General features: G+C 39.9%; 23 protein-coding genes and 1 other annotated feature. Of the genes, 5 read left to right on the forward strand and 18 right to left on the reverse strand.

From position 1 onward, the window contains the following. Positions 1 to 86: 86 nt before the first annotated feature. From FZF09_RS04820 to FZF09_RS04845, 6 genes are all read right to left on the reverse strand, one after another. A complete protein-coding gene (locus FZF09_RS04820; RefSeq protein WP_233269416.1) occupies positions 87 to 2315 on the reverse strand; it encodes a penicillin-binding protein in 2229 nt (742 codons plus the stop codon). A 105-nt stretch (positions 2316 to 2420) separates the two neighbouring features. Next, positions 2421 to 2789, reverse strand: coding sequence for a cell division protein FtsL (gene ftsL, locus FZF09_RS04825; protein WP_158735456.1), 369 nt, complete (start codon positions 2787 to 2789; stop codon positions 2421 to 2423). Between the two features lie 12 nt (positions 2790 to 2801). Then, positions 2802 to 3737, reverse strand: a complete 936-nt coding sequence (gene rsmH, locus FZF09_RS04830; RefSeq protein WP_158735457.1) for a 16S rRNA (cytosine(1402)-N(4))-methyltransferase RsmH — start codon at positions 3735 to 3737, stop codon at positions 2802 to 2804. A gap of 57 nt (positions 3738 to 3794) precedes the next feature. Then, a complete protein-coding gene (gene mraZ / locus FZF09_RS04835) occupies positions 3795 to 4226 on the reverse strand; it encodes a division/cell wall cluster transcriptional repressor MraZ (RefSeq protein ID WP_158735458.1) in 432 nt (143 codons plus the stop codon). A gap of 154 nt (positions 4227 to 4380) precedes the next feature. Beyond that, positions 4381 to 6003 carry a bacillithiol biosynthesis cysteine-adding enzyme BshC gene (gene bshC, locus FZF09_RS04840; RefSeq protein WP_158735459.1) on the reverse strand — a complete coding sequence of 541 codons (1623 nt, stop codon included), beginning with the start codon at positions 6001 to 6003 and terminating at the stop codon, positions 4381 to 4383. 65 nt (positions 6004 to 6068) lie between these two features. Then, entirely contained in the window at positions 6069 to 6461 is a 393-nt protein-coding gene (locus FZF09_RS04845; protein WP_158735460.1) for a DUF3397 domain-containing protein, read from the reverse strand. Positions 6462 to 6693: 232 nt separating this feature from the next. Here FZF09_RS04845 and FZF09_RS04850 point away from each other — a divergent pair, with 232 nt between their 5' ends. Continuing rightward, positions 6694 to 7206 carry an N-acetyltransferase gene (locus FZF09_RS04850; RefSeq protein WP_158735461.1) on the forward strand — a complete coding sequence of 171 codons (513 nt, stop codon included), beginning with the start codon at positions 6694 to 6696 and terminating at the stop codon, positions 7204 to 7206. Positions 7207 to 7311: 105 nt separating this feature from the next. On the opposite strand, the gene FZF09_RS04855 is transcribed toward FZF09_RS04850, so the two are convergent. From FZF09_RS04855 to FZF09_RS04870, 4 genes are all read right to left on the reverse strand, one after another. Next, on the reverse strand, positions 7312 to 7947 hold the full coding sequence (locus tag FZF09_RS04855; protein ID WP_158735462.1) for an RsfA family transcriptional regulator: 636 nt from the start codon (positions 7945 to 7947) through the stop codon (positions 7312 to 7314). Positions 7948 to 8082: 135 nt separating this feature from the next. Further along, positions 8083 to 8850 carry an enoyl-CoA hydratase/isomerase family protein gene (locus FZF09_RS04860; protein ID WP_158735463.1) on the reverse strand — a complete coding sequence of 256 codons (768 nt, stop codon included), beginning with the start codon at positions 8848 to 8850 and terminating at the stop codon, positions 8083 to 8085. Positions 8851 to 8969: 119 nt separating this feature from the next. Further along, positions 8970 to 9143: a 50S ribosomal protein L32 gene (gene rpmF, locus FZF09_RS04865; protein ID WP_158735464.1), complete on the reverse strand. Its 174-nt coding sequence runs from the start codon at positions 9141 to 9143 to the stop codon at positions 8970 to 8972. 53 nt (positions 9144 to 9196) lie between these two features. After that, on the reverse strand, positions 9197 to 9736 hold the full coding sequence (locus FZF09_RS04870; protein ID WP_158735465.1) for a YceD family protein: 540 nt from the start codon (positions 9734 to 9736) through the stop codon (positions 9197 to 9199). Between the two features lie 549 nt (positions 9737 to 10285). Between FZF09_RS04870 and FZF09_RS04875 the strand changes: the two genes are divergently transcribed. Beyond that, positions 10286 to 11515, forward strand: a complete 1230-nt coding sequence (locus tag FZF09_RS04875; protein ID WP_158735466.1) for a nucleotidyltransferase — start codon at positions 10286 to 10288, stop codon at positions 11513 to 11515. A gap of 214 nt (positions 11516 to 11729) precedes the next feature. Here the strand turns inward: FZF09_RS04875 and FZF09_RS04880 are convergent, their stop codons facing one another. Continuing rightward, positions 11730 to 12806, reverse strand: a complete 1077-nt coding sequence (locus FZF09_RS04880) for a SepM family pheromone-processing serine protease (RefSeq protein ID WP_158735467.1) — start codon at positions 12804 to 12806, stop codon at positions 11730 to 11732. Further along, the gene (locus tag FZF09_RS04885; protein WP_158735468.1) at positions 12793 to 13596 is read right to left on the reverse strand and encodes a patatin-like phospholipase family protein; all 804 of its coding nucleotides are present in this window, start codon (positions 13594 to 13596) and stop codon (positions 12793 to 12795) included. The genes FZF09_RS04880 and FZF09_RS04885 overlap by 14 nt, the downstream gene beginning before the upstream one ends. Positions 13597 to 13941: 345 nt before the next feature. On the opposite strand from FZF09_RS04885, the gene ylbJ reads away from it, so the two are divergent. Beyond that, positions 13942 to 15141 carry a sporulation integral membrane protein YlbJ gene (gene ylbJ, locus FZF09_RS04890; RefSeq protein WP_199256754.1) on the forward strand — a complete coding sequence of 400 codons (1200 nt, stop codon included), beginning with the start codon at positions 13942 to 13944 and terminating at the stop codon, positions 15139 to 15141. Here ylbJ and FZF09_RS04895 read toward each other — a convergent pair. From FZF09_RS04895 to FZF09_RS04920, 6 genes are all read right to left on the reverse strand, one after another. Then, complete coding sequence (locus tag FZF09_RS04895; RefSeq protein WP_158735470.1) at positions 15113 to 15274, reverse strand: hypothetical protein; 162 nt, start codon at positions 15272 to 15274, stop codon at positions 15113 to 15115. The two genes, ylbJ and FZF09_RS04895, sit on opposite strands and share 29 nt — an antisense overlap. A gap of 65 nt (positions 15275 to 15339) precedes the next feature. After that, positions 15340 to 15837: a pantetheine-phosphate adenylyltransferase gene (coaD, locus tag FZF09_RS04900; protein ID WP_158735471.1), complete on the reverse strand. Its 498-nt coding sequence runs from the start codon at positions 15835 to 15837 to the stop codon at positions 15340 to 15342. Between the two features lie 15 nt (positions 15838 to 15852). After that, on the reverse strand, positions 15853 to 16407 hold the full coding sequence (rsmD, locus tag FZF09_RS04905) for a 16S rRNA (guanine(966)-N(2))-methyltransferase RsmD (RefSeq protein ID WP_158735472.1): 555 nt from the start codon (positions 16405 to 16407) through the stop codon (positions 15853 to 15855). A 390-nt stretch (positions 16408 to 16797) separates the two neighbouring features. After that, the gene (locus FZF09_RS04910) at positions 16798 to 17991 is read right to left on the reverse strand and encodes an MFS transporter (protein WP_158735473.1); all 1194 of its coding nucleotides are present in this window, start codon (positions 17989 to 17991) and stop codon (positions 16798 to 16800) included. Between the two features lie 268 nt (positions 17992 to 18259). Further along, positions 18260 to 18535 (reverse strand): YlbG family protein, encoded by a 276-nt coding sequence (locus FZF09_RS04915; protein ID WP_158735474.1) that lies wholly within the window; start codon positions 18533 to 18535, stop codon positions 18260 to 18262. Between the two features lie 122 nt (positions 18536 to 18657). Continuing rightward, positions 18658 to 19443 carry an SDR family NAD(P)-dependent oxidoreductase gene (locus FZF09_RS04920; protein ID WP_158735475.1) on the reverse strand — a complete coding sequence of 262 codons (786 nt, stop codon included), beginning with the start codon at positions 19441 to 19443 and terminating at the stop codon, positions 18658 to 18660. Positions 19444 to 19570: 127 nt separating this feature from the next. Further along, positions 19571 to 19815 (forward strand) — a binding site (T-box leader). Positions 19816 to 19864: 49 nt separating this feature from the next. On the opposite strand from FZF09_RS04920, the gene proB reads away from it, so the two are divergent. Next, a complete protein-coding gene (gene proB / locus FZF09_RS04925; RefSeq protein WP_158735476.1) occupies positions 19865 to 20983 on the forward strand; it encodes a glutamate 5-kinase in 1119 nt (372 codons plus the stop codon). Position 20984: 1 nt separating this feature from the next. Then, complete coding sequence (locus FZF09_RS04930; protein ID WP_158735477.1) at positions 20985 to 22232, forward strand: glutamate-5-semialdehyde dehydrogenase; 1248 nt, start codon at positions 20985 to 20987, stop codon at positions 22230 to 22232. Positions 22233 to 22238 lie beyond the last annotated feature (6 nt).

A 22238-nucleotide genomic window follows, 5' to 3' on the forward strand; every position in this document is an offset into this window, starting at 1 on the left:
TAGTAAAAAGAGAAATATCTGCCTCTTTACACCTTATGCTTGTTTCTTTTTTATAAGAACGGTCACAAATTCAAGCTTCTTCTCTATTAATCTCTTCGTTGTATATCATCGTCTGTTTCTCCTTCAGCTTGTCCTTCTTCAGGCGGTTGTTCACCACTTTCTCCCTCTTGATTTTCTCTAATTTGGGATGGTGCGTTTAACTCTACGGTTACGTAACCCTCTTTCTGTATGGAAGCTCCAGGTTCAACACTTTGATCTGTCACATAACCAGAACCAACATGGTGCAGTGATAAGCCGAGCAGATCGCTCATCCTCTTCACATCTCGCAGCGACCATCCTCCTAAGTCTGGCATCTTTACTTCTCCATCAGTGCGTAAAAATACTTTTTCTCCTATAATTAACGGTTCACCTTCTGTCGGATATTGGTCAACAACCGTGCTGCCATCACCTAGCACAACCGGTTCAAGTCCAAATTCCTCTAATTCATGGACGGCTTTATCCATTGGCTGATCAACATATGATTCAGCTTCGATACCCTGTTCTTCATATACCTCTTCATCTTCTACATCTTGAGGAGTAAGATTCATATAAGACAAACTTTGTTTCATAACGGGGTTAAATATCGCAGCTACTGGAGCGGAACCTGCTTCATGCCCCTCTAACTTCGGACGGTCAACCGCTACATATACAATAATGCTCGGATCATCTGCCGGGGCCATGCCCATAAAAGAGAAAATATTTTGGTTTTGTCCAGAAATATAGCCTCCACCCTCAGGATTACTGATTTGTGCTGTTCCTGTTTTTCCGGCTACATCAATCCCATCTATATAGAAAGGACGCCCTGTCCCATTTTCAGAGGTGACTACGTTCTCTAGCTTTTTTCTCACTTCTGCTGCTGTTTTTTCACTAATTGGATTACCGGCACTTTCCGGGTCAGATTCATAGGTATACGTTTCATCACTAGAATTATAAATTTTGTCGATGATATAAGGATTCATCATTTTCCCATCATTCGCAATCGCTGTAGCTGCCTTTACCATTTGAATCGGAGTTACCGCAGTCGCCTGGCCAAAAGCAGTAACAGCCGCATCCAATTCACTTGACTCTGCAATATTGCTGTTAGCTTCATTTGGCAGATCAATTCCGGTCGTTTCTCGAAATCCAAAGGCTCCAAGGTAATTATACAGCCGCTCTGGTTTTAACTTTTCTAAAGCAAGCTTAGCAAACGCCACATTAGAAGAGCGTTCAAGGCCTTCATCGTACGTAATTTCACCCCAGCCTTTGTTATTATTATGATCTCCTATTGTGGTGCTTCCAATATCATAAGTTCCTGAATCAAATGTTTCTTCTCCATTATAAACTCCTTCTTCTATTGCAGCTGCTAAGGTAAACATTTTCATAGTAGACCCCGGTTCAATCCGGTCGGATACGGCATAATTTGTATAATTAGTAATGGATTCATATTCATTAGGATTAAAGCTTGGACGATTGCTCATCCCAAGAATTTCTCCGGTTTCAGCGTTTGCTACGATAGCTGTCATTTTATTTGGCTCATATTCTTCTTCAACCTCTGTCATGGCCTGTTCCAATGCCGTTTGAATATTCGAGTCAATCGTAAGGTATACATCCTCTCCGTCTATTGGCTCCTGGAGGACTTCCTGTTTATCAAATAAAGGAATCCCTTTCACATTACGCTTATATGACAAAGACCCATCTGTTGGAGACAGGCGTTCGTCCAATCCTGCTTCTAATCCCATTCTCGCTTCACTCATATCTCTTTCGGTATACCCCAGTACATGAGAGGCAAACGTTTGGTTAGGATAATACCTCTGTTCTTCTGTACGAAAGTGTATTCCAGGAAGTTCTAATTCCTCGATCTCCTGTTTTTCAGATAAAGTTAAGTATCTCGAACCCGGTCCCAGCTCTACCTGAAAAACTTCTTCTCGTGTTAAAAGGTCGATTAGATCCTTTTTTTCTATATCAATTAATGGTGCCAGCTGTTCTGCTGTTTTTTCAGGATCTTCTACATGACCTTCATAATTTTCATCGAGAACTGCAAACGCCGTATATGATTGCACTTCTTCAGCAAGTGCTCCTCCTTTACGATCAAATATTGTACCTCGTTTTCCATGCAAAGTCTGAGTCGTCGTCCAGCGTGACTCTGCCATTGCTTGTAAATCCTGCCCTTTCACTTCTTTTGCTACTTGTACGTACACCACTCGCCCGGCAAATATTAAAAAAAACAAAGATATAAGAACCATTAATAGCAATGCTCTTTTTATAATGGTTTTTCGAGTTTGCGCCAAATTAATCACCACCTGTAGATGTAAATGTCCTCGTTGTTTTCCTTTCACCTTAAAAGGGGCGGCCAGTAGTAAATGCTACTTTCGGCCAACCCCCAAGATTTACTTATATTATTGTTAAGGCCTTGAGTTTTGAATAACTTTTACTTTATCATCATTGAGTTCCATTCCAAGCTCCTCTTTAGCATAGTGCATTATGCGATCTGGAGCGCTCAATTCTGATACTTCTAATTCAAGGCTTTTATTTATATCAGATTGTTGATTGATCGAATGGTTTAAAGAAGAAATTTCTCGTTCTTGAGCGTATATGTTTGCATAATTTGTGACAACAAGAAGGGAAGCTAATATCACAGCCATCAGCATGCCTGTAATAATCAGTTTCTCTCCTTTCGTTACTTTTCTCTGAATCGAATGTTGCTGTACTTGCTGCTGTACAACTTGTTTCTCTTGTTTTTGGCGCTGAAGTTGACGGGCCAGATTATCCATATTGCCTTCCCCCTAACGTTTTTCCGCAATTCTCAGTTTAGCAGAATGCGCACGGTTGTTCTCTTTTAATTCTGACTCTTCTGCCAGAATAGGTTTTCTTGTTATAAGCTTTAAGTTAGGTTCCGCTTCATCCGGGATAACAGGTAACCCTTTTGGCAGATCAGGCGGACTGCTTTCCTTTTTAAAAACTTGTTTACAAAGCCTGTCTTCTAACGAATGAAAAGTGATCACACAAATGCGCCCACCGCTGTTTAAAAGGGAAATTGCATCTTTTAACGCCCTTTCAAACACCTTCAATTCGTCATTAACTGCCATTCGAACAGCTTGAAAAGTACGCTTTGAAGGATGCCCTCCTTTTCTTCTCGCTGGAGCAGGAATCGCCTCTTTAATAACATCTGTTAATTCAAACGTCGTTTCAATAGGTTTTTTAGCTCTTGCAGCTTCAATTTTTCTTGCGATTTGTTTCGCAAATTTTTCTTCTCCGTATCTTGAGATAATATAGGCCAAATCCTCAAAACTCCAATGATTAATTATCTCTCTGGCGGTCAGCTCTTGATTTTGATCCATCCGCATGTCAAGAGAAGCATCATAACGATAACTGAATCCTCTTTCTGCTTGATCAAATTGCGGAGAGGAAACGCCAAGGTCAAATAATACACCATCAACGCCTGTTACATGCATTTCTTGAAGTTTTTCTTTTATCTCTTCGAAATTCGAGTGGATGAAAGTAACAGAACCGCTGTAATTATTTAAACGATTCTTTGCATGGTAAATGGCTGTTTCATCTTGGTCAAAGGCATATAAATGACCTGTTTCTTCTAAACGCTGCAAAATGGCCTCACTATGGCCACCGCCGCCAAGGGTGCAATCAACGTATGTACCATCCTTAACTGCCAGTCCTTCTACTGCTTCTTCTAGTAACACGGTATCGTGCTTAAACGAGTCCAACGGAGCGCTTCCCCCCTTTTTATGTTTCTATGTTATCTTTTCTCTTTTCACCATTTTTTAAAAATCAAAGTCTACAATATTTTCTGCGATCTCTGAAAAAGATTCCTGTGACTCTTCAAAATAGTCATCCCAGCGTTCTTTACTCCAGATTTCCACGCGTGTAGACACTCCAATAACAACACATTCTTTGGTCAGGCCAGCATAGTGGCGCAAAGTGGAGGGAATACTTGTCCTTCCCTGCTTGTCCAGTTCGCATTCCGCTGCTCCTGAAAAGAAAAAACGGGTAAAAGCTCTAGCATCTTTTTTTGTAAAAGGAAGAGATTTAAGCTTCTTTTCAAGCCGTTCCCATTCATCCATGGGGTAAATAAATAAGCATCCATCCATTCCCCGTGTGATAACGAAGGAAGCCCCCAGCCCTTCCCGAAATCGGGATGGTATTATCATTCTTCCTTTATCATCCACGTTATGGTGATACTCCCCCATAAACATTGCGGAACCATCCTCCTCCACTTTCTATATTTAAGTTACCACATTCCCCCACTTCGTACCACTTTTTCTATAAATTTTTTCACGACAAAAAAGCCCCCTTCCTATGAAGAGGACTTCCAAAAACAGCCTTTAGTTTTAATGAATTGCATCTTTTTTACAAATTAATTATTTTATGCGAAACAGTCTCGGAAAATTCCAGGGTATTTAGTCTTGAGACGAAATCATCACCGGACTTATTCACAAAGTATAAAATGTTAAAAACTCGTTCCTGAGGTCTATTTAAAGGGCATAATAATTGTGCCGTTTTTCTTATTTTTTGAAGGCGACATTGTTCCTGGTTCTCCTGGAACCCGTCTATTTTTTTCGCTAAATCCATAATATTTTTTTTCAGTAATGACCAATTTTTGTCGCCGAAACTTTTTTCTGAGGGATTTAAACGTTCCCACTCCTCCCTCATCTTCGCATGATATGGGGAAATTTCAGATAGAAGGACATCTGCCATATGGCCCCCATCGACTTTTTTTGCCCTCTCTTGAAGCCGATTAATTATTTTATCTGCTTCACCGTTTAAAAACTGGATCGCTGAAAGATTTTCATGTCGTAAAATGGATTGAATTCTCCGGGGGATAAACGTAAACTCGTATCTCGGATAAACAGGCGGAACTTTTACATGAAAACTATGAAAGAGCGGCTGCAGCATAGACCAATAGTTAATTTCACCCGGGCCAGCTATAAAAGTTAGTACTGGCAGTAATTTCTCTTGAACGAGCGGGCGTGTAAATACATTTGCGCTAAAAGAAACAGGAGAGGAAGACAATGAATCAAGTAATTCCTCTTTATAAAACACAGCGCGGCCTTTTTTATCTGTAAAAGACTGGCTGTCTCTTTCAAATAACAAATGCCTTTGAGAGCGATAATGATAGAATAGGTGAACGCCTTCCTGAGGCAGCCCTTCCGGCAGCGGGTACTCGGCTGCCTCTCGGTTCTTTCTTCCATATTCTACTGCCTCTTGCACGGTTTTATGATTTTTTATTAAAGAAGCAAACGTATCTTTTTCTAACGCTCGCAGATTAGGATTATGAGCATCTAACATAATTAGACCAGTGTCCCTGAAAAGCCAGCGCATTACTTCGCCAAAAAAATCTGTGTAATAATAAGAACGCCCGGCTAATTTTTTTAAGGTATAGTAAATGCCTTTTGTATGATTGGTCTCTGGCAGATATTCTTTCAATTCAATCCACCATTTGATTATTGCATCTTCTTCGATTGTCTGCTCTGACACCGGAACTCCTGGACGAAACGGACCTTTATATGTAAATTTCTTTAGGCTGGTCGATCCAGGAAGAAATATATGGTTTACTTCTTCCCAATCGTGATCCTCCCCTGCTATCCAAAAAACCGGAAGCACTGGAATTCCTAAATGTTTTTCTTGTTTTTGTGCTTGTTTTAGCGTCGTTATTGCTTTCGATATGGTATATAAAGGACCAGCCGCAAGACCTGCCTGCTGGCCTGTTACAACCATAACAGCATTTGAATCCTTCAGCTTTTCGATTTCTTCGAGGGCTTTTTCGTTATAAAGAAAAGAACTATTGTATGTATGCAAATGATGATATAGTGCTTTTTTATCAAATGACCTTTCTTTTAACTCTTTAGAACGGCGGTGGATCTCATCATCTGATAAGCCATAATCGAAAAAAGAAGCGGCCTGCTCAATATTTTCTTTATAATCTTTTACAAATGCATTCGGATGAGGAAAATACGATTCAAAAACATCCATGTACGGTCCAACCTTTCTACTTCATCCGCGTTTACTTATTCTGTTTATCACAATATCACGTTGTGTTAAGCAAGAAAAGCCGAAAGCAAATAGCTCGTCATTCCATAGAAAGCGAGCAAAAAGTAGACTGTAAAAAAAAGAAAAAAATTAAATCTCCAAATTCCTTTCATTAATTTTACAAATTCGACTTCTTCTCTAGAACGGTAATGTAAAATTGTAAAAATCGCAGCGATCAATAAAATAATAATTATAATAATCCCAAAAAAAGACTCCCCCCATATGACATTGGCGAGAAAATGGACGGAACCGATGAATAGAATAGTAGATGAGTCTGCAGCAAGCCGGATAGCTTTTCCTTTTCTTTTTGTCCATTTTACCGTAATAATATATACGATATACCAGGCTAAAAACGGGAGAGTGATCATAGTGGCGAATAAGAAAACCATGGCATCAGTCAAAATCAAATACTCCCCTCTCCTACCAAGCGCCGCGCGGAAAAACCGTTCACGGTTAATCAGGGCAAAAGCGTATTTTCTAAAATTTAGCATATACGACTATTTCTCATTAATCAAGGGGGGATACTGTTTGAAAGTTAAAATTATTGCGCCTATTTAAAGTGAAGATATCTTTTACCAAAAGTGTTTTACGGTATAGTACAATAGAGGTAGACCTAAGTAGAGGAGGCTTAATATGAGTACACATCATGTAAAGCGCTTACTTGTAAACTACAAAACATTAGAAGAATTTAATAACTTTAAAGAAATTGGGGCACAAGAACTTTCGATGAAAGAGGAGTTAGAAGAAAACATTATAGAAAATGACAGCCAGTCCCCTTTTTATGGTATTTATTACGGTGACCGGCTCGTAGCCAGAATGTGTTTATATAAAATTGATCGTAAATTTGACCGCTACTTTGAACCGCCCCAAGATTATTTAGAACTATGGAAACTAGAGGTCCTGCAGCCATATCGCAATAAAGGGTTCGGAAAATCACTTGTGGATTTTGCAAAAAGTTTTAATCTCCCAGTAAAGACGAATGCCAGACAGCGTTCCGATAATTTCTGGGAAAAAATGGGCTTTGAATCGGTTGATTATAACCCTGAACGTGACCGCGGAGAAAATCCTTATGTATGGTACCCAGCAGGAGTGCAAGCTCAAGAACAGCCGGATTCAGCAGGCACAACAAAATTAAGCCCAGAATAATAAAAACATCAATGAACCAGGGAATATATGATTTGTTTGCACATTATTCTATGAAATAAGAGATGCTCCCTGGTTCTTTTTATTTGAATCTGCCATCTGCTATATTTAGCCGCTTTCTTCCATCTCTTTGTCTTCATTCAAATAAGGTAAGGCCCCTTCCGACAGAGCTCTGGCTTTTTCCATAACTTCTAATAAAGCCTTGTAATCTTCCTTTAATCGATTGAAATCTTTTTTAACTTGATTTAATTCTTTATCAAGTTTTTCTTTTTCACGCTGCAGTTCATTCTTCTTTTCAAGCAGCTGTTCTGCTTGTTGAGCTTCATTATCTTCCAAGTAATCAGATAGCTCCCTTAAAAAAGAAACCATGTTTTTTAACTCTTTAGCCATTTTAGCCGGCTCTAAGTTCTTTTCGCTTGCACGAGCATTCAGTGTTTCTTTTTTCTTCGATGTTTTTTTCTGCGTATCTTCTTCTACTAGTTTTTCAATCTCCTTTTCAGGGGAAGCAAACGTTTTTTCCGTATTTCCTTTATGTTTTCTAGCTAATTCAATCGCAGCTTCATATTTTTTTCTAATACAAGCATTCCAGCGAAACCCACAAGCTGCAGCCGTTCTAGAAAGTTTTTCACCTGCTTCTTGAAAAGCTGCTAACTGCGTACTACCTTCTCTTACATGTCTTAAAACAATTTCTGCCAACATGATATCTTCATCTGCAGACCAAGCATCCTGACGCGGTAATACCATTACGATCCCTCCGATCTTTTTCTTTATTTCTATGATTAAAAACTAGAAGATAGAATGACTCTATCAAAAGATTATCTCCTACTTTTCAAAAAAATATTCCAAGTTAAAGAAAAAGAAAGGAAAGATGGACATTTTTTATCTTTTTCGCTGCTGAAAAGCCTCTACTGCTTGATGATGAATATCCGTCTCCCAAAGGACCGAACATTCTTCTACTTCTTTTTGAATTCTTCCTTTCAAGGAGGAAAGATTTGTTCTATCAAGCTTTCGTTGTTTATAAGCTTTTAGTACTTGTAAAGGGACATTCCGCCACGCCGAAAAATGTTTTTCTGCTTCGGTTTTTACATCACTGTTACCTAATACCTGTTGGACAAAGCCTAGTTCTTTGGCTTGTTGGGCAGAATACATTTGGCAAGATAACAGCATCTCAAACGCCTCTTCTGGACGAAGGCGTTCCATTAGCATAGAAGCCCCTCCCCATCCTGTCGTTATAGCAAGCTTCCCTTGTACAAACCCTATTTTTGATTGCGGAGCAGCAAGCCGAAAATCACAAGCTGTTGCAAGCTCTGCACCGCCTCCTATAGCTAATCCATTTAAAAGGGCAACTGTTGGTATATTAAGCGCATACAATTTAAACAATACACGGCTCATTTGATGAAGCATTTGATAAGCGTCTTCTTTCGTATACAGTTCATGAAATACGGAAAGATCTCCACCCGAACAAAAAGCATCCTCCCCAGTACCCGTAATAACGAGGCACTTGTCCTCTTGTTTTTCCTTCACTTCGTCAAGAATGAGATGTAATTGCTCTATAACTTCGTAATCTATCGCATTTCGTTTTTCCGGCCGATTTAATTCAATATATGTAAAAAAATCAGTCCGATTCAGCTTGAGCTTATTTCCCACTTGGTTTCTCCCCCCATGTACTAAGATAAGCTTGATATAAGAAAAGCGTATAATTAAAGTATAAAAAAAGCTGTTTCTACGAAGGGGATAGCCCTTGTAAAACAGCTTTTTTACCTATATTACTTTTCCACTACCGTTTCACCTTTGTAAGAACCGCAATGCTTACATACACGGTGAGATAGCTTCAATTCGCCGCACTCTGAGCATTTAACCATTCCAGGCACTTCAACTTTGTAGTGCGTGCGACGTTGTCTTGTGCGGGTTTTAGAAGTACGTCTTTTTGGTACTGCCATTCTTCCCACCTCCTTTACGGGGTTGCATGTTTTTCACAACGAAGAGTTCCTCGTTATTTCTTTTTGTCAAAAAATTTGGCTAGATCAGCCATTCTCGGATCTACTTCATTTTGTTTTTCTGCTTTTTGATTTTCCGCTGCCTGCTGGCTTATAACTTCCCAATCTTTGCCTTCTTGCGGAGCAGGTGATTCCTTTTCATCTATATTTTCCGCAAATATTTGAATCGGCAGTTCAAGCAAAATATTTTCTTTAATGTACGGCAGCAGATCGACGTAACCATTTTCAGGTTCATGAAGAGAAATATCCTCTTCATCGACAGGCATGCCATCTAAACGAAAACGTTCCGTTGCTTCTATATCAAAAGGAAAGTCCACATCGGCAAGCGTACGGGAACAAGGCAAGGTCATCGATCCTTTAATCTTTAAATAAAAAGCGATCGTTTCACCAGAAAATGATGCGCTGCCTGTAACCTTTACAGGCGTGATGTCTCGAATCTCCCGGTCACGATCTACTAATTCTGATACATCTACCTGTTCGTTCACCGTAAGACCTTCATGCCTTTTAGCAAGAAGTTGTTGTATACTCCATTTCATTGGGTATCACCTCTAGGCAACAAGAGTAATTATATCCACCATGTAACTATTTGTCAATATTTTTTCTTTACATTATACTGATATGAAAGCGTATGCTTCCTAAAAAAAGCGAACTTCGTCTTACTCACATCTCTTAGCATGCAGAAGGTGCTGACGCCGCCAAAGGGATAGGGTATTCTTGTTTATTTTTTTATATAATTTGTATATCATTATAAACGAACATTATATAAAACCCCCTCGTTATCGTTCGATTTTCGCTTTAGACGGACACTTTCACTTGCACAGGACGTGTGCGCTTTTAGTAGAAGTTCCTTTTCTTCTATTCAGCCTCCTTGGCAGCAAGCTGCCTGCGGGGTCTTCAGCTCAACCTTTCCGGAGGGAGTCGCCGCCTTCCGCTGCAATCGATATAATGTTCGTTTTTGATAATCAAAATAGCACTTATGAAATTGATTTAACAGTTAGTATATCATAACATGCTGCATTTTTAAGAAAAAGATGTATGCGTTAATTCAATACCTATATCTTATTATGAAACAAAGGGAGGAAATTATGAAAGCACTAGGTTTAATTGTGGAATATAACCCATTTCATAACGGACATGCCTACCACCTTCAAGCTTCAAAAGAGAAAACAAAAGCAGATGTTGTCATTTGCGTAATGAGCGGCTATTTTCTGCAGCGAGGCGAACCTGCTCTAATGCCTAGAAGAGACAGAACGTTAATGGCCCTTGAAGGCGGGGCTGATTTAGTTGTTGAACTTCCTTATATTTTTTCGAGTCAGCATGCAAGCTGGTTTGCAAAAGGTGCTGTCTCTGTTTTGCACCACCTAGATGCTGATGTGGTTTGTTTTGGCAGTGAACACGGCGATATTCAGCCATTTCTCGATGTATTAGCATTCCTTCAAACGAACGACAAAATATATAATCAATACATTAAAGAATTCATCTATGAAGGGTACAGCTATCCAAAAGCAGCTTCTCTAGCTTTTCTAAAGCTTGACCCAAAAAAAGATTGGCCAGACTTAACCCAGCCTAACAATATACTTGGGTATCATTATATTCAAGCAGTACACGACTTAAAAAGTTCCATTAAACCAGAAACCATCCGGCGCACAAAAGCGGGTTATCATGACCAGCACATTTCTGAACATTCGATCGCAAGCGCAACCAGCATTCGTCGTTCTCTTATCGATCAAGGGGACAAACCAGGAGACATTGCTCATACGATTCCCGTTTCAACACGAAATTTAATGGAAACGTATTTAAAAAAGCAGGAAAATTTTTTTCATTGGGAGCAATATTTCCCGTTATTGCAAGCGAAAACATTAACTTTATCTCCCTTGTACCTCGAGCAAATCTATGAAGCAGAGGAAGGGCTTGAGCACCGGTTTCATTCATTAATTAAAACACATGATTCTTTTCAGTCATTTATGAGCGCGTTAAAAACGAAACGATACACGTGGACAAGGCTCCAGCGTCTGGCTGTTCAAGTGTTAACAGGCACCACGAAAACGGAAGCTAATGAAGCATTGCTGACAAGCCAAGCGGATCATATCCGCATTTTAGGTATGAATGAAACCGGTCAGTCGTATTTGAACCGAATAAAAAAACATGTAGAAATCCCGTTGATTACAAATCTCCCAAAACAAAAAACTCCACAGCAAAAGCTTGATGAAAGAGCCGCACTCGCTTATTACAGCCCGTTACCGCCGAATAAAAGAAATACAAAATGGAAGGAAGAATATCAACTTCCCCCCGTTTTTCTTCATAACGACCGGTGACGTTACTGTAAGAGAAATCGCTAGCATCTTCATTACAACAAAAGGCACTGACTCATAATTTTTTCATAGCATACAAAGCTGTCTATAGGTTAGTTTAGCTGAAATACACTCTGTTTTTCAGCTGGAGTTTTTTAAAAAAATTTAGCCGACCTGACTTATGACAGCTCCTTATTTAATACTACTGAATTTAATACTACTGATTTTTAAAAATAAATTAGGATGCTTGATCCGTCTCATTTGCTGTTTTTTCTTCAAGCCTGCTTTCTAAATAGGATACAGCATCATCAAATTTTTTTACCGGAACCACCTTCATGTCGGCATTAATGTCTTCAGCTGTTTTAACAGCTGTTTCATAGTTAGACGGATCAGCTATATTATCATCCGGGGCAAAAAAGATATCCACACCTGACTTATCAGCAGCTACAATTTTCTGAGCAATGCCTCCGATTCTTCCTACATTGCCTTCATCATCAATGCTGCCGGTTCCTGCCACATCCATCCCCCCGGTGAGATCTCCTTCAGTTAATTGATTATATATTTCAAGAGAGAACATTAAACCGGCAGAAGGCCCGCCAATTGCACCTGCTTCTATAGTAACCTCTGGGTCAAAATGAACACTTCTTTGAGTAAAAGGGTATAGAAGTCCAAGCCCTGTGCTGCTCTCTGCATTCATCTCTTCTGGAAACGTATCAATTTTTACTGTTTCTTTTTTCGTTTGATCACCTCTTTGAACGGTTAGCTCCACTTCTTCCCCAGCTTCTTTACCTTCTAATAAAGCGTTCATTTCTTCGAGGGTTTGCAATGTTTCCCCGTTTAATTCTGTAATAAGATCGCCTTCCTGCAAGTGATTAGACGCATCCATTTTCTCTATTACTTCCGTTACACGTATCCCTTTATACTCGACCTCAAATTCAAAGCCTGCTTTTTCATAAGCGACCATTTTAGAAGCTTGCTGAGCGCTGTCCATCATCATTTCCTGACGATGAAAGTATTCTTCATCTGTTTCATTTTCTTGTAAATAAAGATCAGATGGCACTACTTCGCGGTAATCCGAAAACTGAGCCCAAATGTATAATGGAATATTAGCTCTGCGCTGCCTTATCGTAGTCAAATAAAATTGACCTTCTTCCCCAAAACCTTCTTCTACAGTAATCATATCAGCAAGTGCCGTCGCTTCTCCCGGCTGGGAATAAAAGTAAGGTAATGGAATTTGGTTCACCAATAGAATGAGGATTAAAACAATAAGTAATAGCCAGCTTCTGCGGATGCCTGGTTTCTTATTCCTTGCCATGCTCGATCTCCTTCCACTTATTTATCTTTTCTAGTATCTCTGGAATGTAGTTTTCTGCTGTTTCTCTTCCGGCTTCTATTAATTCGTCCACATTTTCAAAAACGACCGCATTGTAATACGAGGATATAGGTTTAATAAGCACATCTGCATCGACTTCTCTGTATTTTATTAATTGTTTCCCCATAATATCCATGCTTTGCATAATCACATCATAAATAGAACCAATCACTGGTTCTTTGTTATAAAAAGATACATCTACTGCTATGGTTAAATCTGCTCCCATACTGCGAGCAGTACTTGCCGGCACTCTATCTGCCACACCGCCGTCTACAAGCATCCGTCCTCTATAATTTTGAGGAACAAAAATTCCTGGTATGGAAATACTTGCTCGAACAGCATCCGCTGCACAGCCATCTCGGAATACAATAGCTTCACCCGATGTAAGATCGGTTGCCACAATTCCAACAGGAAGTCTCATATCTTCAATGTTCATTTTTTTTGAGAGCATATAAATAAGGTCTTTTACCCGCTGGCCTTGTACTAAACCCATTTTTGGGACATTAAAATCAAGATAATATTTTCGTTTGAAAAGCCGGGCAAATTTTTCTAGTGTATCGGGTTCATGTCCTGCTCCATAAAGAGAAGCAACAAGCGCCCCCATGCTGCTACCAGCTATTAAATCCACCGGTATGTTATTTTCTTGCAATTTCTCAAGTACTCCAATATGTGCGTATCCTCTAACACCACCTGCCCCTAAAGCGAGCCCAATGGATGGACGCTCTGGTTTCACTATATATCACCCTCCTTGCCCTTGCTTTCTGCTTTTAAGGTCATTCCTTTAGAAACAAGCCATGAATATGGTCTAAAATATGATGTCTCTTTCATATTCATGTATAAAGGACAACCAATCTTGCGGCATGCAGGTGTTTTCATTCTAACACGAATCCAGCAGGAAATTCCTAGAAAAAAAGAGGGCGTCCCTTCAGTGTCTGGATGCTTTACACAAGGAAATACATTCTATAATTCTCTATTACTAAGCGTACTTCTATGGATTAAACGACAGCAGCTATGTAGTAAAATTCCACCGCAGCAATATTATTATAACCAAGCTTGAAGGAGGCAAGCCATTTTGAAAATGAAAGACTTCCGGATGCTCTTTGCGGCGCTCGGACTTTTTATATTTGCACTATGTCTCATCCTTTTCCCAAAGGACGTTTTGGAAGCATCTAAAAGCGGGGTAGCAATGTGGAGTGACTCTGTTTTCCCTTCGCTTCTTCCCTTTTTTATAACAGCTGAATTACTTATTGCTTTTGGAGTTGTTAGTTTTTTAGGAGTGTTATTAGAACCACTAATGCGTCCTTTGTTTAATGTTCCAGGCTGCGGTGGATTTGTTTGGGCGATGGGGCTTTCATCCGGCTTTCCATCCGGGGCAAAATTCACAGTGAAATTGCGTAAACAAAATAAACTAACGAAAGAAGAAGCAGAACGATTAGTAAGTTTTACAAACTCTTCAAGTCCATTATTTATTTGTGGAGCCGTAGCAGTCGGTTTTTTTCAAGATGCAGCATTCGGTTTGCTATTAGCCGTTTGTCATTACGGTGCCAACACATTGGTTGGAATTTTTATGCGTTTCTATAAAAAAACATCTCCACCTTCTTCACCTACAGCGTCATCTGCTTCTTTAAAATCTGCCTTTCAAGCTTTGAAAAAAGAACAGGAAGAAGATGAACGCCCGCTCGGAAAAAAAATAGGAGATGCTGTTACGACCTCTATTCACACCCTCTTTATGATAGGGGGGTTTATCGTTTTGTTTTCTGTGTTATACCGTATTTTAAAAGTAACTGGCGCTATTCATTATATTGCTTTAGTGCCAGCTTCCGTTTTATCCGTTTTTCAATTCAGCCCAGAACTCGCTTTCCCTTGGCTGTCTGGATTTTTTGAGATAACAGTAGGGAGCAAATTAATTAGTGATCTCACACAACCGGATATGTTAGAGAAAGGAATCATTGCTGCTTTTGTCCTCGGCTTTAGCGGATTTTCCGTACAAGCTCAAGTAGCCAGCCTGCTTGCTGAAACGGATATTCGATTTGGACCATTTTTTGCTGCTCGGTGGATGCATGGTTTTCTAGCTGCTTTGCTTACGTATGTATTATGGGAACCATTGTATATAAGACAAATCGACCAACCTGTCTTCAGCACCGGACCAGCTGCATCTTTTTTTGTAACATCATGGGAGACAATAGGTACCTGGCTGTCTATGTATGGAAGCTATATTACAATAGGAGCACTGTTTCTATATTTGTATATCATTCACACGAAAACGTTTCATTCTTAGAAAGAAAAAGAAAAGCGCAAGCGCCTTGTTCACGAGCGACTAGTCCTGGAGGGTCGGCATATGGAAAGCTGATCTTTGCTTTCCATTGACGAACCAAAGGAATCTCGAGCGAGTAGGCGCTTGCGCTAGACATGTAAAACGCCAAAGAAAAAGGGTGTCCCATTAGTGAAAAATACTTTCCGGAACACCCTTTTCTGCCTACTTTTCATCCGTTAAATGGCTGTATTTTTGCCGAAGCGCTTTTTGGACGGAAGCTGGAACCAGATCTTGCACATTTGCCTCGTATTTCGCGACTTCTTTTACAATACTAGAACTTAAATAAGAATATTGATTATTTGTCATCATAAAAAATGTTTCAATATCTGGGTCAAGCTTACGATTAATGGAAGCTGCCTGCATTTCATATTCAAAATCAGACACTGCTCTTAAGCCCCTTACAATCGTCCTTGCGTTTTTTTCACGAATGTAATCAATTAAAAGACCATTGAAAGAGTCTACTTCGGTATTGCTTATGTAAGCTGTGGACTCTTTTAGCATCGCAACACGTTCCTCAACAGAAAACAACGGAACTTTGTTACGATTATGTAGTACGGCGACAACCACCTTGTCAAATACCTTTGCACTGCGTTCAATTATATCAAGGTGACCATTTGTTACAGGGTCAAAACTTCCAGGATAGACAGCTATAGCAGTCATGAGCTTGTTCCTCCTTTATTTATCCAATGCATATATAGAAACACCTGTATCTCCATATAAATCTTCGGTTTGTTTCGTTATTAAAGAAATGGCATCCGGTAATTTCACAGAAGAACGGTGTTCACAAATAATTTTTCCTGATGAAGTAAGAAGTTCCTTATCATAAATGGCTTGCAGCATTTTAGCGAGTTCTTGCTGATCGTATGGCGGATCCATAAAAATGAGATCAAAAGATTTCTTTCTTTTTTCTAGCGCTGCTAAAGCACGTTTTGCATCATTACGGTAGATTTCACAAGAGTCGAGCAGATTTGCAGCTTTTACATTTGCTTTAATTACCTTTACGGCTTGAGGTGATTTATCGACAAATACAAAGGAGGAAAATCCTCTACTCATAGCTTCGATTCCTAGACTTCCAGTGCCTGCATATAAATCAAGTCCGCTGCCGCCGTTAAAATATGGACCGATTCGATGAAAAAGTGCTTCTTTTACTTTATCAGAAGTAGGCCTGGTTTTCATCCCCGGTACCGCTTTCAAGGTAGTGCCTTTGCTTTTTCCAGAGATTACACGCATACCACTCACAATCCTTTATATAATTAGAAAATAAAATAAATAATGCGCTTGATAGGAACCCATTTCGCTGATTCCTATAATGAATGAAAGGCCGTATATAAAAGCGCTTTACTTATCGAAGATATCGACCTAATCCTACCATAAAATTAGCATATGGCAAAGAACTTCAAGAACGTGAAAATTTCATTTTAGGTGTATAAAAGTACAGGACAAGGTCCATACTGACAAACAGCAGCATGAATCCATGTTGCTGATAACCGCGGAGAAGGCTTACGTTTCCCCATAAGCTCTTCCTCCGGTTTCTCCTCTCCCATAGCCCGGGATATACGGGCAAGGCTGTTCCTACACCCTGAGGAACAGCCTTTTTTTAACTAATAAGAAAGTATATGACTATGAAGTTTGTTTTAATCTAGGAACCACTCGTTGTTTCATAACGAAAACGCCGATTATTAAGAGCAGTGCAGACAAAACGAATAATCCTCTAACCCCAGCTGCTGCAGCAATCATTCCGCCTATCATCGGGCCGAGCATGGAACCAAGAAATAAGAAACTATTGGAAAATCCGTAAGTTCTGCTTTCCATTCCTTCGGGCGCTAATTGACGGATTAATGTATTTGCTGCCGGAAGTAATCCCCCTAAACATAGTCCTGTCATAAACCGCATAACGATGAGCTGCCAGAGTTCTGTTACAAAAGCCTGCGGAATAGCAAACAGTGCTGCGCCGATTAAAGAACCATACAACACATACTGTGCGCCTTTTTTGTCACTAAGCTTTCCAAGACGAGGGGAAGCAAGCATATTTGCAAACCCCATGACAGAAACAGCAAGACCTGCATAAAAAGCGCTGTTTTGCCCTCCGCTTAACTCTTCAATAAATAAAGACACGAGAGGATTCACACCGATTAAAGCAAATTGGATGATGAAAATAATAACATAAACAAATGGAATGGGCTGAATAGCCGCAACTGTTTTGAAGTCTTGCCATGTGCTTGTTTTTTCTTCATTTTTCGGTGGAGTGAAATCTTCTTTTACAAACAGAGTAACCGTAAGTGCAGCGAAAGCAATACATACACCTGTAATATTGAATATGGCCCGAAAACCGAGTATTTCGGCCATTAATCCTCCAAAAAGCGGTCCGCAAATACTTCCAGCCACTGCCCCTGCTTGTAAAATTCCCAAGGCGTATCCTACATGCTGTTTCGGAGTGTTCGTAGAGATGAGCGCAATCGAAGCCGGATTAAACCCAGAAATCGTTCCGTTTAATAAACGGAAAAAGAATAAGCTCCATGGACCTGTCGCAAACCCCATAAGTATCATGACCACCGCCATTCCAAACCCGGAGCGAAGCACCATCAACCGTCTCCCGTGCCGATCGGCTAATCGTCCCCAAAAGGGAGAAACAAGAAAAGCACTAAAAAAGTTAATGCCAAAAATAACACCTGACCAGATGCTTACCTGCTCAGGATCGGTAACGCCAAGGTCTTGTAAATAAAGAGGCAAAAACGGGATAATCATGGTCATAGCTGCCATCACAATAAACAAAGACGCCGTTAATATATATAGATTTTTCTTCCAATTTATCATGAAAGAGAATCCCTTCTTTCTACTTCGCTATTATATTATATTTCGAATAACGAAACAAACAGAAGGATTTTACTATTTTGTTTGAGCAAAAAATCTGAAACCATTCTCATCACCTTTTGTCAAACATCCCGTCTTAGTCTTTTATGTGGAAAATACCACGTCCTAAAGCAGCACCGTCTTCATCCTTTTCCTGTACATTGAATGCCGTCATTTTTTATTCATAACCGTATAAAAAGCTGCTCTCTTCCCATCAGGAAAGAAAAGCAGCCTAAATACCTACGTTATAATCAAACGTTTTTTCTGCAGGATGTACCGGTCCGTTAAATTCTGTACGAACTTCCGGCTTCATTGACCGTTCAGCTTTACTTACAAATGACAAGGAATTCAAGGTTTGAACCGTATCATCTGCATCCTTTAAGTCACAATATAAAATAGCATACTTCATTGTTTTCGAAACGTAATGAACAACTCCGTATTTTCGCAGCTGACGTACTTGCTTCGTTGAATGAAGCCAGACCGCAATCCCCGCTCTCTTTGTCAACATTATACGGTCTCCTTTTTGAAGATTTGTCTATAGTCTAGCATGCTGAGCTAATGAACAGCAATGTTTCTTCCTATTTAATAATAAAACTACTTAAAACTTAACATAATACAATTATATTAAACTCATTTTTTCTGAAATTGCTTTTTGCCTGCTTTTTCTACTAATCCAGGAAAAAGTCCATACAGCTTAGAAAGTCCAGCCATCCACCAAGGTATGTTTATTTCACGTTTTGGTTTTTCGATTGTACGAATGATTTTTTTTGCTAAATCATCTGGTTCTATAAGCAGCTTTTCTACCGCTTTTTCATAACTTCCGCTAGGATCTGCTTTTTGAAAAAAAGGTGTGCGGACCGGGCCTGGATTAACGGTAGACACAAAAATATGATACGGTTCTACTTCTAACCGCAGTGCATTGCTAAAGCCTATTAGCGCGTGTTTGCTTGCAGCATAGATCGATGCTTTCGGTGTGGCAAGACGCCCTGCCTGAGATCCGATATTGATGATATGGCCTCCCCCGTGCTTTTTCATACTGGGCAGCACCGCTTTTACGAGATAAAACACCGACAGCACATTCACTTCTACCATTTCCTTCGTTTCTTCTGCAGTCAATTCTTCTACATATGCGAACTTTCCCACACCAGCATTGTTGATTAAAACGTCTACGCTCGAAAAAGATTCATGAAGAAAGGAAACGACATTCTCCACTTCTAATTCATTCGTAACATCTGCTTGAAAGAAAGAACACGTTTTCCCGTTTTTTTCTATTTCCTTTTGTACGTTTTCTAATTTATCTCGAGATCTAGCAATTAAAACAGGATGATGGCCCTTTTCTGCTGCTTTTTTTGCTATTGCAGCACCAATTCCGCTCGATGCTCCTGTAACAACGATCACTTTTTCTTTCATAGACATTGGACCAATTCCTCCTAAAAAGATATAAATCTAACTAAACTCCTTGACAAAACGGCAGAATTTTTCACATAATATTATAACTAAATGTATTTTACAGCTAAAAGCTTATACTTAAAAACATAACCATTCATAGGCTTTGAAAGGGAATAGTAAGAGGTCAGACTTCACCAGAGAGCAAATCCCCCGGCTGAAAGGATTTGCATGAAGAAATGTCTCTGAACCCGCCCTGGAGCTGTCTGGGATATAACCTGACCGTAAACTCCTTCGTTACAGGAGAAAGAGGAAATACGTATGTAATAAACAGTGCTGCTGCTCATTTACGCGTGTTTCAATAAAGGTGGTACCGCGGAATCAGACTCTTCCGTCCTTTACTAAGGACAGAAGAGTCTTTTTATTTTACTAATAATTTAAGGTGATCCTGATGAAAAAAGAACGCATTGTTGTAAAAATAGGAAGCAGTTCCTTAACCAATCCCGGGGGTGAATTGAGCCGGGAAAAATTAAATGGATATACTACTGCCATAGCAGAATTAAGAAAAGCCGGTCATCAGGTTATTCTTATTTCATCCGGAGCAGTAGCTGCAGGATTTTCCGGTTTAAAATATCCGTCTCGCCCTGTTACTGTAGCAGGTAAACAAGCTGCAGCAGCAGTAGGCCAAGGTTTATTAATGCAAGCCTATACGGAGGCGTTTAACCGATATGGTATTGAAACAGGACAAATTCTGTTAACGCGTAGTAATTTCTCCAATAAGTCTCAATACCAAAATGCTTATTCTACTTTGTCCGAATTATTGCACCGCGGTGTACTTCCAATAATAAATGAAAATGATTCGATTGCAGTAGATGAGCTTACTTTTGGAGATAACGATATGCTTTCTGCTCTTGTCGGCGGGTTGATTCATGCAGACTGTTTAATGATTCTAACAGATATCAACGGTATTTATGATTCTAATCCGAAAACAAATCCAGACGCTAAACGGTATCACTTTTTATCAGAAATCACGCCAGACCTTTACGATCAAGCGGGGGAAACAGGCAGCAGCGTAGGAACCGGGGGAATGAAATCAAAGCTTGAAGCAGCAGATACCGCACTCTCCCTTGGCGTCCGCGTCTTTATCGGCACTGGAGACGGTCCCGTTTTCTTAACGGATATCCTGGCAGGAAAAGGGGACGGCACGTATATCGGATTTCCTGGCGGTTTTATATTAAACAGCAAAAAACAATGGCTGGCCCTTCATTCTCTGCCTGCCGGAGAACTTATTATTGACAGCGGCGCAAAAACTGCCCTTTTGGAAAAAGGAAAAAGCCTGCTCCCGGCTGGTATTACAAAAGTACATGGAACATTCGAAAGTGGAGCTGTCGTAGAAGTGAAAGATACTAAAGGCCAATTATTAGGAAAAGGCCAGGTCAACATGTCTGCAGAAGAAATAAAAGAAATTAGAGGGAAATCATCTAGTGATGCTGCAGCTCTTACTGTAACAAACAGAGCTGAAGTGATTCACCGTGATGAATGGGTCAATATTTCAAAGGAGAGGATATAAAATGGGAGTTATGCTAGAACAAGGAAAAAAAGCAAAGAAAGCTGCAGAACAAATCTCTCAACTCACAACAGAAGAAAAAAATAATCTATTGCACGCTATGAGCGAACAACTTGAAACAGATACGCAAGATATTTTAGCTGATAACGAAAAGGATTTACTTGCAGGCGAGAAAAATGGATTATCAGCAGCACTTCTAGATCGTCTTCGTTTATCTACCGATAGAATCAAAAACATGGCCGAAGGATTTAGGCAAGTAGCTTCTCTTGATGACCCTATAGGAGAAGAAATAGAAAACTGGGACCGTCCTAACGGCCTTCATATTCAAAGCATCCGCGTGCCATTAGGGGTAGTTGGCATCATTTATGAAGCACGACCTAACGTAACAGCAGATGCTGCTGGACTTTGCTTAAAAACAGGCAACGCTGCTTTTTTAAGAGGAAGTTCTTCGGCTTATCATTCTAATAAAGCGATTGTTGCCTCTATTCACAAAGCATTGCGTTCACAAAATATACCAACAGATGCCGTACAGCTTGCAGAAGACACTTCAAGAGAAGCAGCATCAGAAATGTTTACGATGAACGAATATCTTGACGTCCTCATCCCTAGAGGAGGGGCCGGTTTGATTCAGGCTGTAGTGAAAAATTCATCTGTGCCAGTACTTGAAACCGGTGTAGGAAACTGCCACGTCTACATTGATGAAACAGCAAGTAAAGAAATGGGTATCTCCATAGCCGTTAATGCGAAAACCCAGCGTCCGTCTGTTTGTAACGCTTGTGAGACCATTCTTGTAAACAAAACATGGGCAGAACAAAATGGAAAAGATCTAATTGAAGCGTTGTTTGATAAAGGAGTCGAAATAAGAGGAGACACCATTATTCAAAGCTTGCACCCAAACGTCCAGCAAGCAAGGACAGAAGACTGGAAAGATGAATACCTTGACTTAATTGCAGCGGTTAAAAGTGTAGAGAACACAGAAGAAGCAATCGATCATATTAAGCAGTTTGGTACAGGGCACTCCGAGGCTATTATTACTGAAACAGAAAAAAACAAAACTATGTTTCTCAGCCAGCTCGATGCTGCCGCTCTATATCATAATGCTTCTACCCGTTTTACTGACGGTGATGAATTTGGTTTTGGAGCAGAAATCGGTATCAGCACACAAAAACTTCACGCCCGTGGTCCAATGGGGCTGAAAGCTTTAACGTCCTCAAAATATATCATTTCCGGAAGCGGACAAATTAAAGAATAGGAGGAG

The sequence above is a fragment of the Alteribacillus sp. YIM 98480 genome (genome assembly GCF_009765375.1).
Lineage (GTDB): Bacteria > Bacillota > Bacilli > Bacillales > Marinococcaceae > Alteribacillus.

Coding starts and splice junctions, on each gene's coding strand:
- FZF09_RS04920 (WP_158735475.1), bottom strand. CDS start 19,443: ATGTCTATGAAAGAAAAAGTGATCGTTGTTACAGGAGCATCGAGCGGA.
- FZF09_RS04855 (WP_158735462.1), bottom strand. CDS start 7,947: ATGGTATTACCGCGTCAGGATGCTTGGTCTGCAGATGAAGATATCATG.
- FZF09_RS04850 (WP_158735461.1), top strand. CDS start 6,694: ATGAGTACACATCATGTAAAGCGCTTACTTGTAAACTACAAAACATTA.
- proB (WP_158735476.1), top strand. CDS start 19,865: ATGAAAAAAGAACGCATTGTTGTAAAAATAGGAAGCAGTTCCTTAACC.
- bshC (WP_158735459.1), bottom strand. CDS start 6,003: ATGGATGTTTTTGAATCGTATTTTCCTCATCCGAATGCATTTGTAAAA.
- coaD (WP_158735471.1), bottom strand. CDS start 15,837: ATGACTGCTATAGCTGTCTATCCTGGAAGTTTTGACCCTGTAACAAAT.
- FZF09_RS04915 (WP_158735474.1), bottom strand. CDS start 18,535: ATGTTGACAAAGAGAGCGGGGATTGCGGTCTGGCTTCATTCAACGAAG.
- FZF09_RS04870 (WP_158735465.1), bottom strand. CDS start 9,736: ATGAAATGGAGTATACAACAACTTCTTGCTAAAAGGCATGAAGGTCTT.
- FZF09_RS04880 (WP_158735467.1), bottom strand. CDS start 12,806: ATGGCAAGGAATAAGAAACCAGGCATCCGCAGAAGCTGGCTATTACTT.
- FZF09_RS04895 (WP_158735470.1), bottom strand. CDS start 15,274: ATGTCTAGCGCAAGCGCCTACTCGCTCGAGATTCCTTTGGTTCGTCAA.
- ylbJ (WP_199256754.1), top strand. CDS start 13,942: ATGAAAGACTTCCGGATGCTCTTTGCGGCGCTCGGACTTTTTATATTT.
- FZF09_RS04910 (WP_158735473.1), bottom strand. CDS start 17,991: ATGATAAATTGGAAGAAAAATCTATATATATTAACGGCGTCTTTGTTT.
- rsmD (WP_158735472.1), bottom strand. CDS start 16,407: ATGCGTGTAATCTCTGGAAAAAGCAAAGGCACTACCTTGAAAGCGGTA.
- mraZ (WP_158735458.1), bottom strand. CDS start 4,226: ATGTTTATGGGGGAGTATCACCATAACGTGGATGATAAAGGAAGAATG.
- FZF09_RS04930 (WP_158735477.1), top strand. CDS start 20,985: ATGGGAGTTATGCTAGAACAAGGAAAAAAAGCAAAGAAAGCTGCAGAA.
- rpmF (WP_158735464.1), bottom strand. CDS start 9,143: ATGGCAGTACCAAAAAGACGTACTTCTAAAACCCGCACAAGACAACGT.
- FZF09_RS04875 (WP_158735466.1), top strand. CDS start 10,286: ATGAAAGCACTAGGTTTAATTGTGGAATATAACCCATTTCATAACGGA.
- ftsL (WP_158735456.1), bottom strand. CDS start 2,789: ATGGATAATCTGGCCCGTCAACTTCAGCGCCAAAAACAAGAGAAACAA.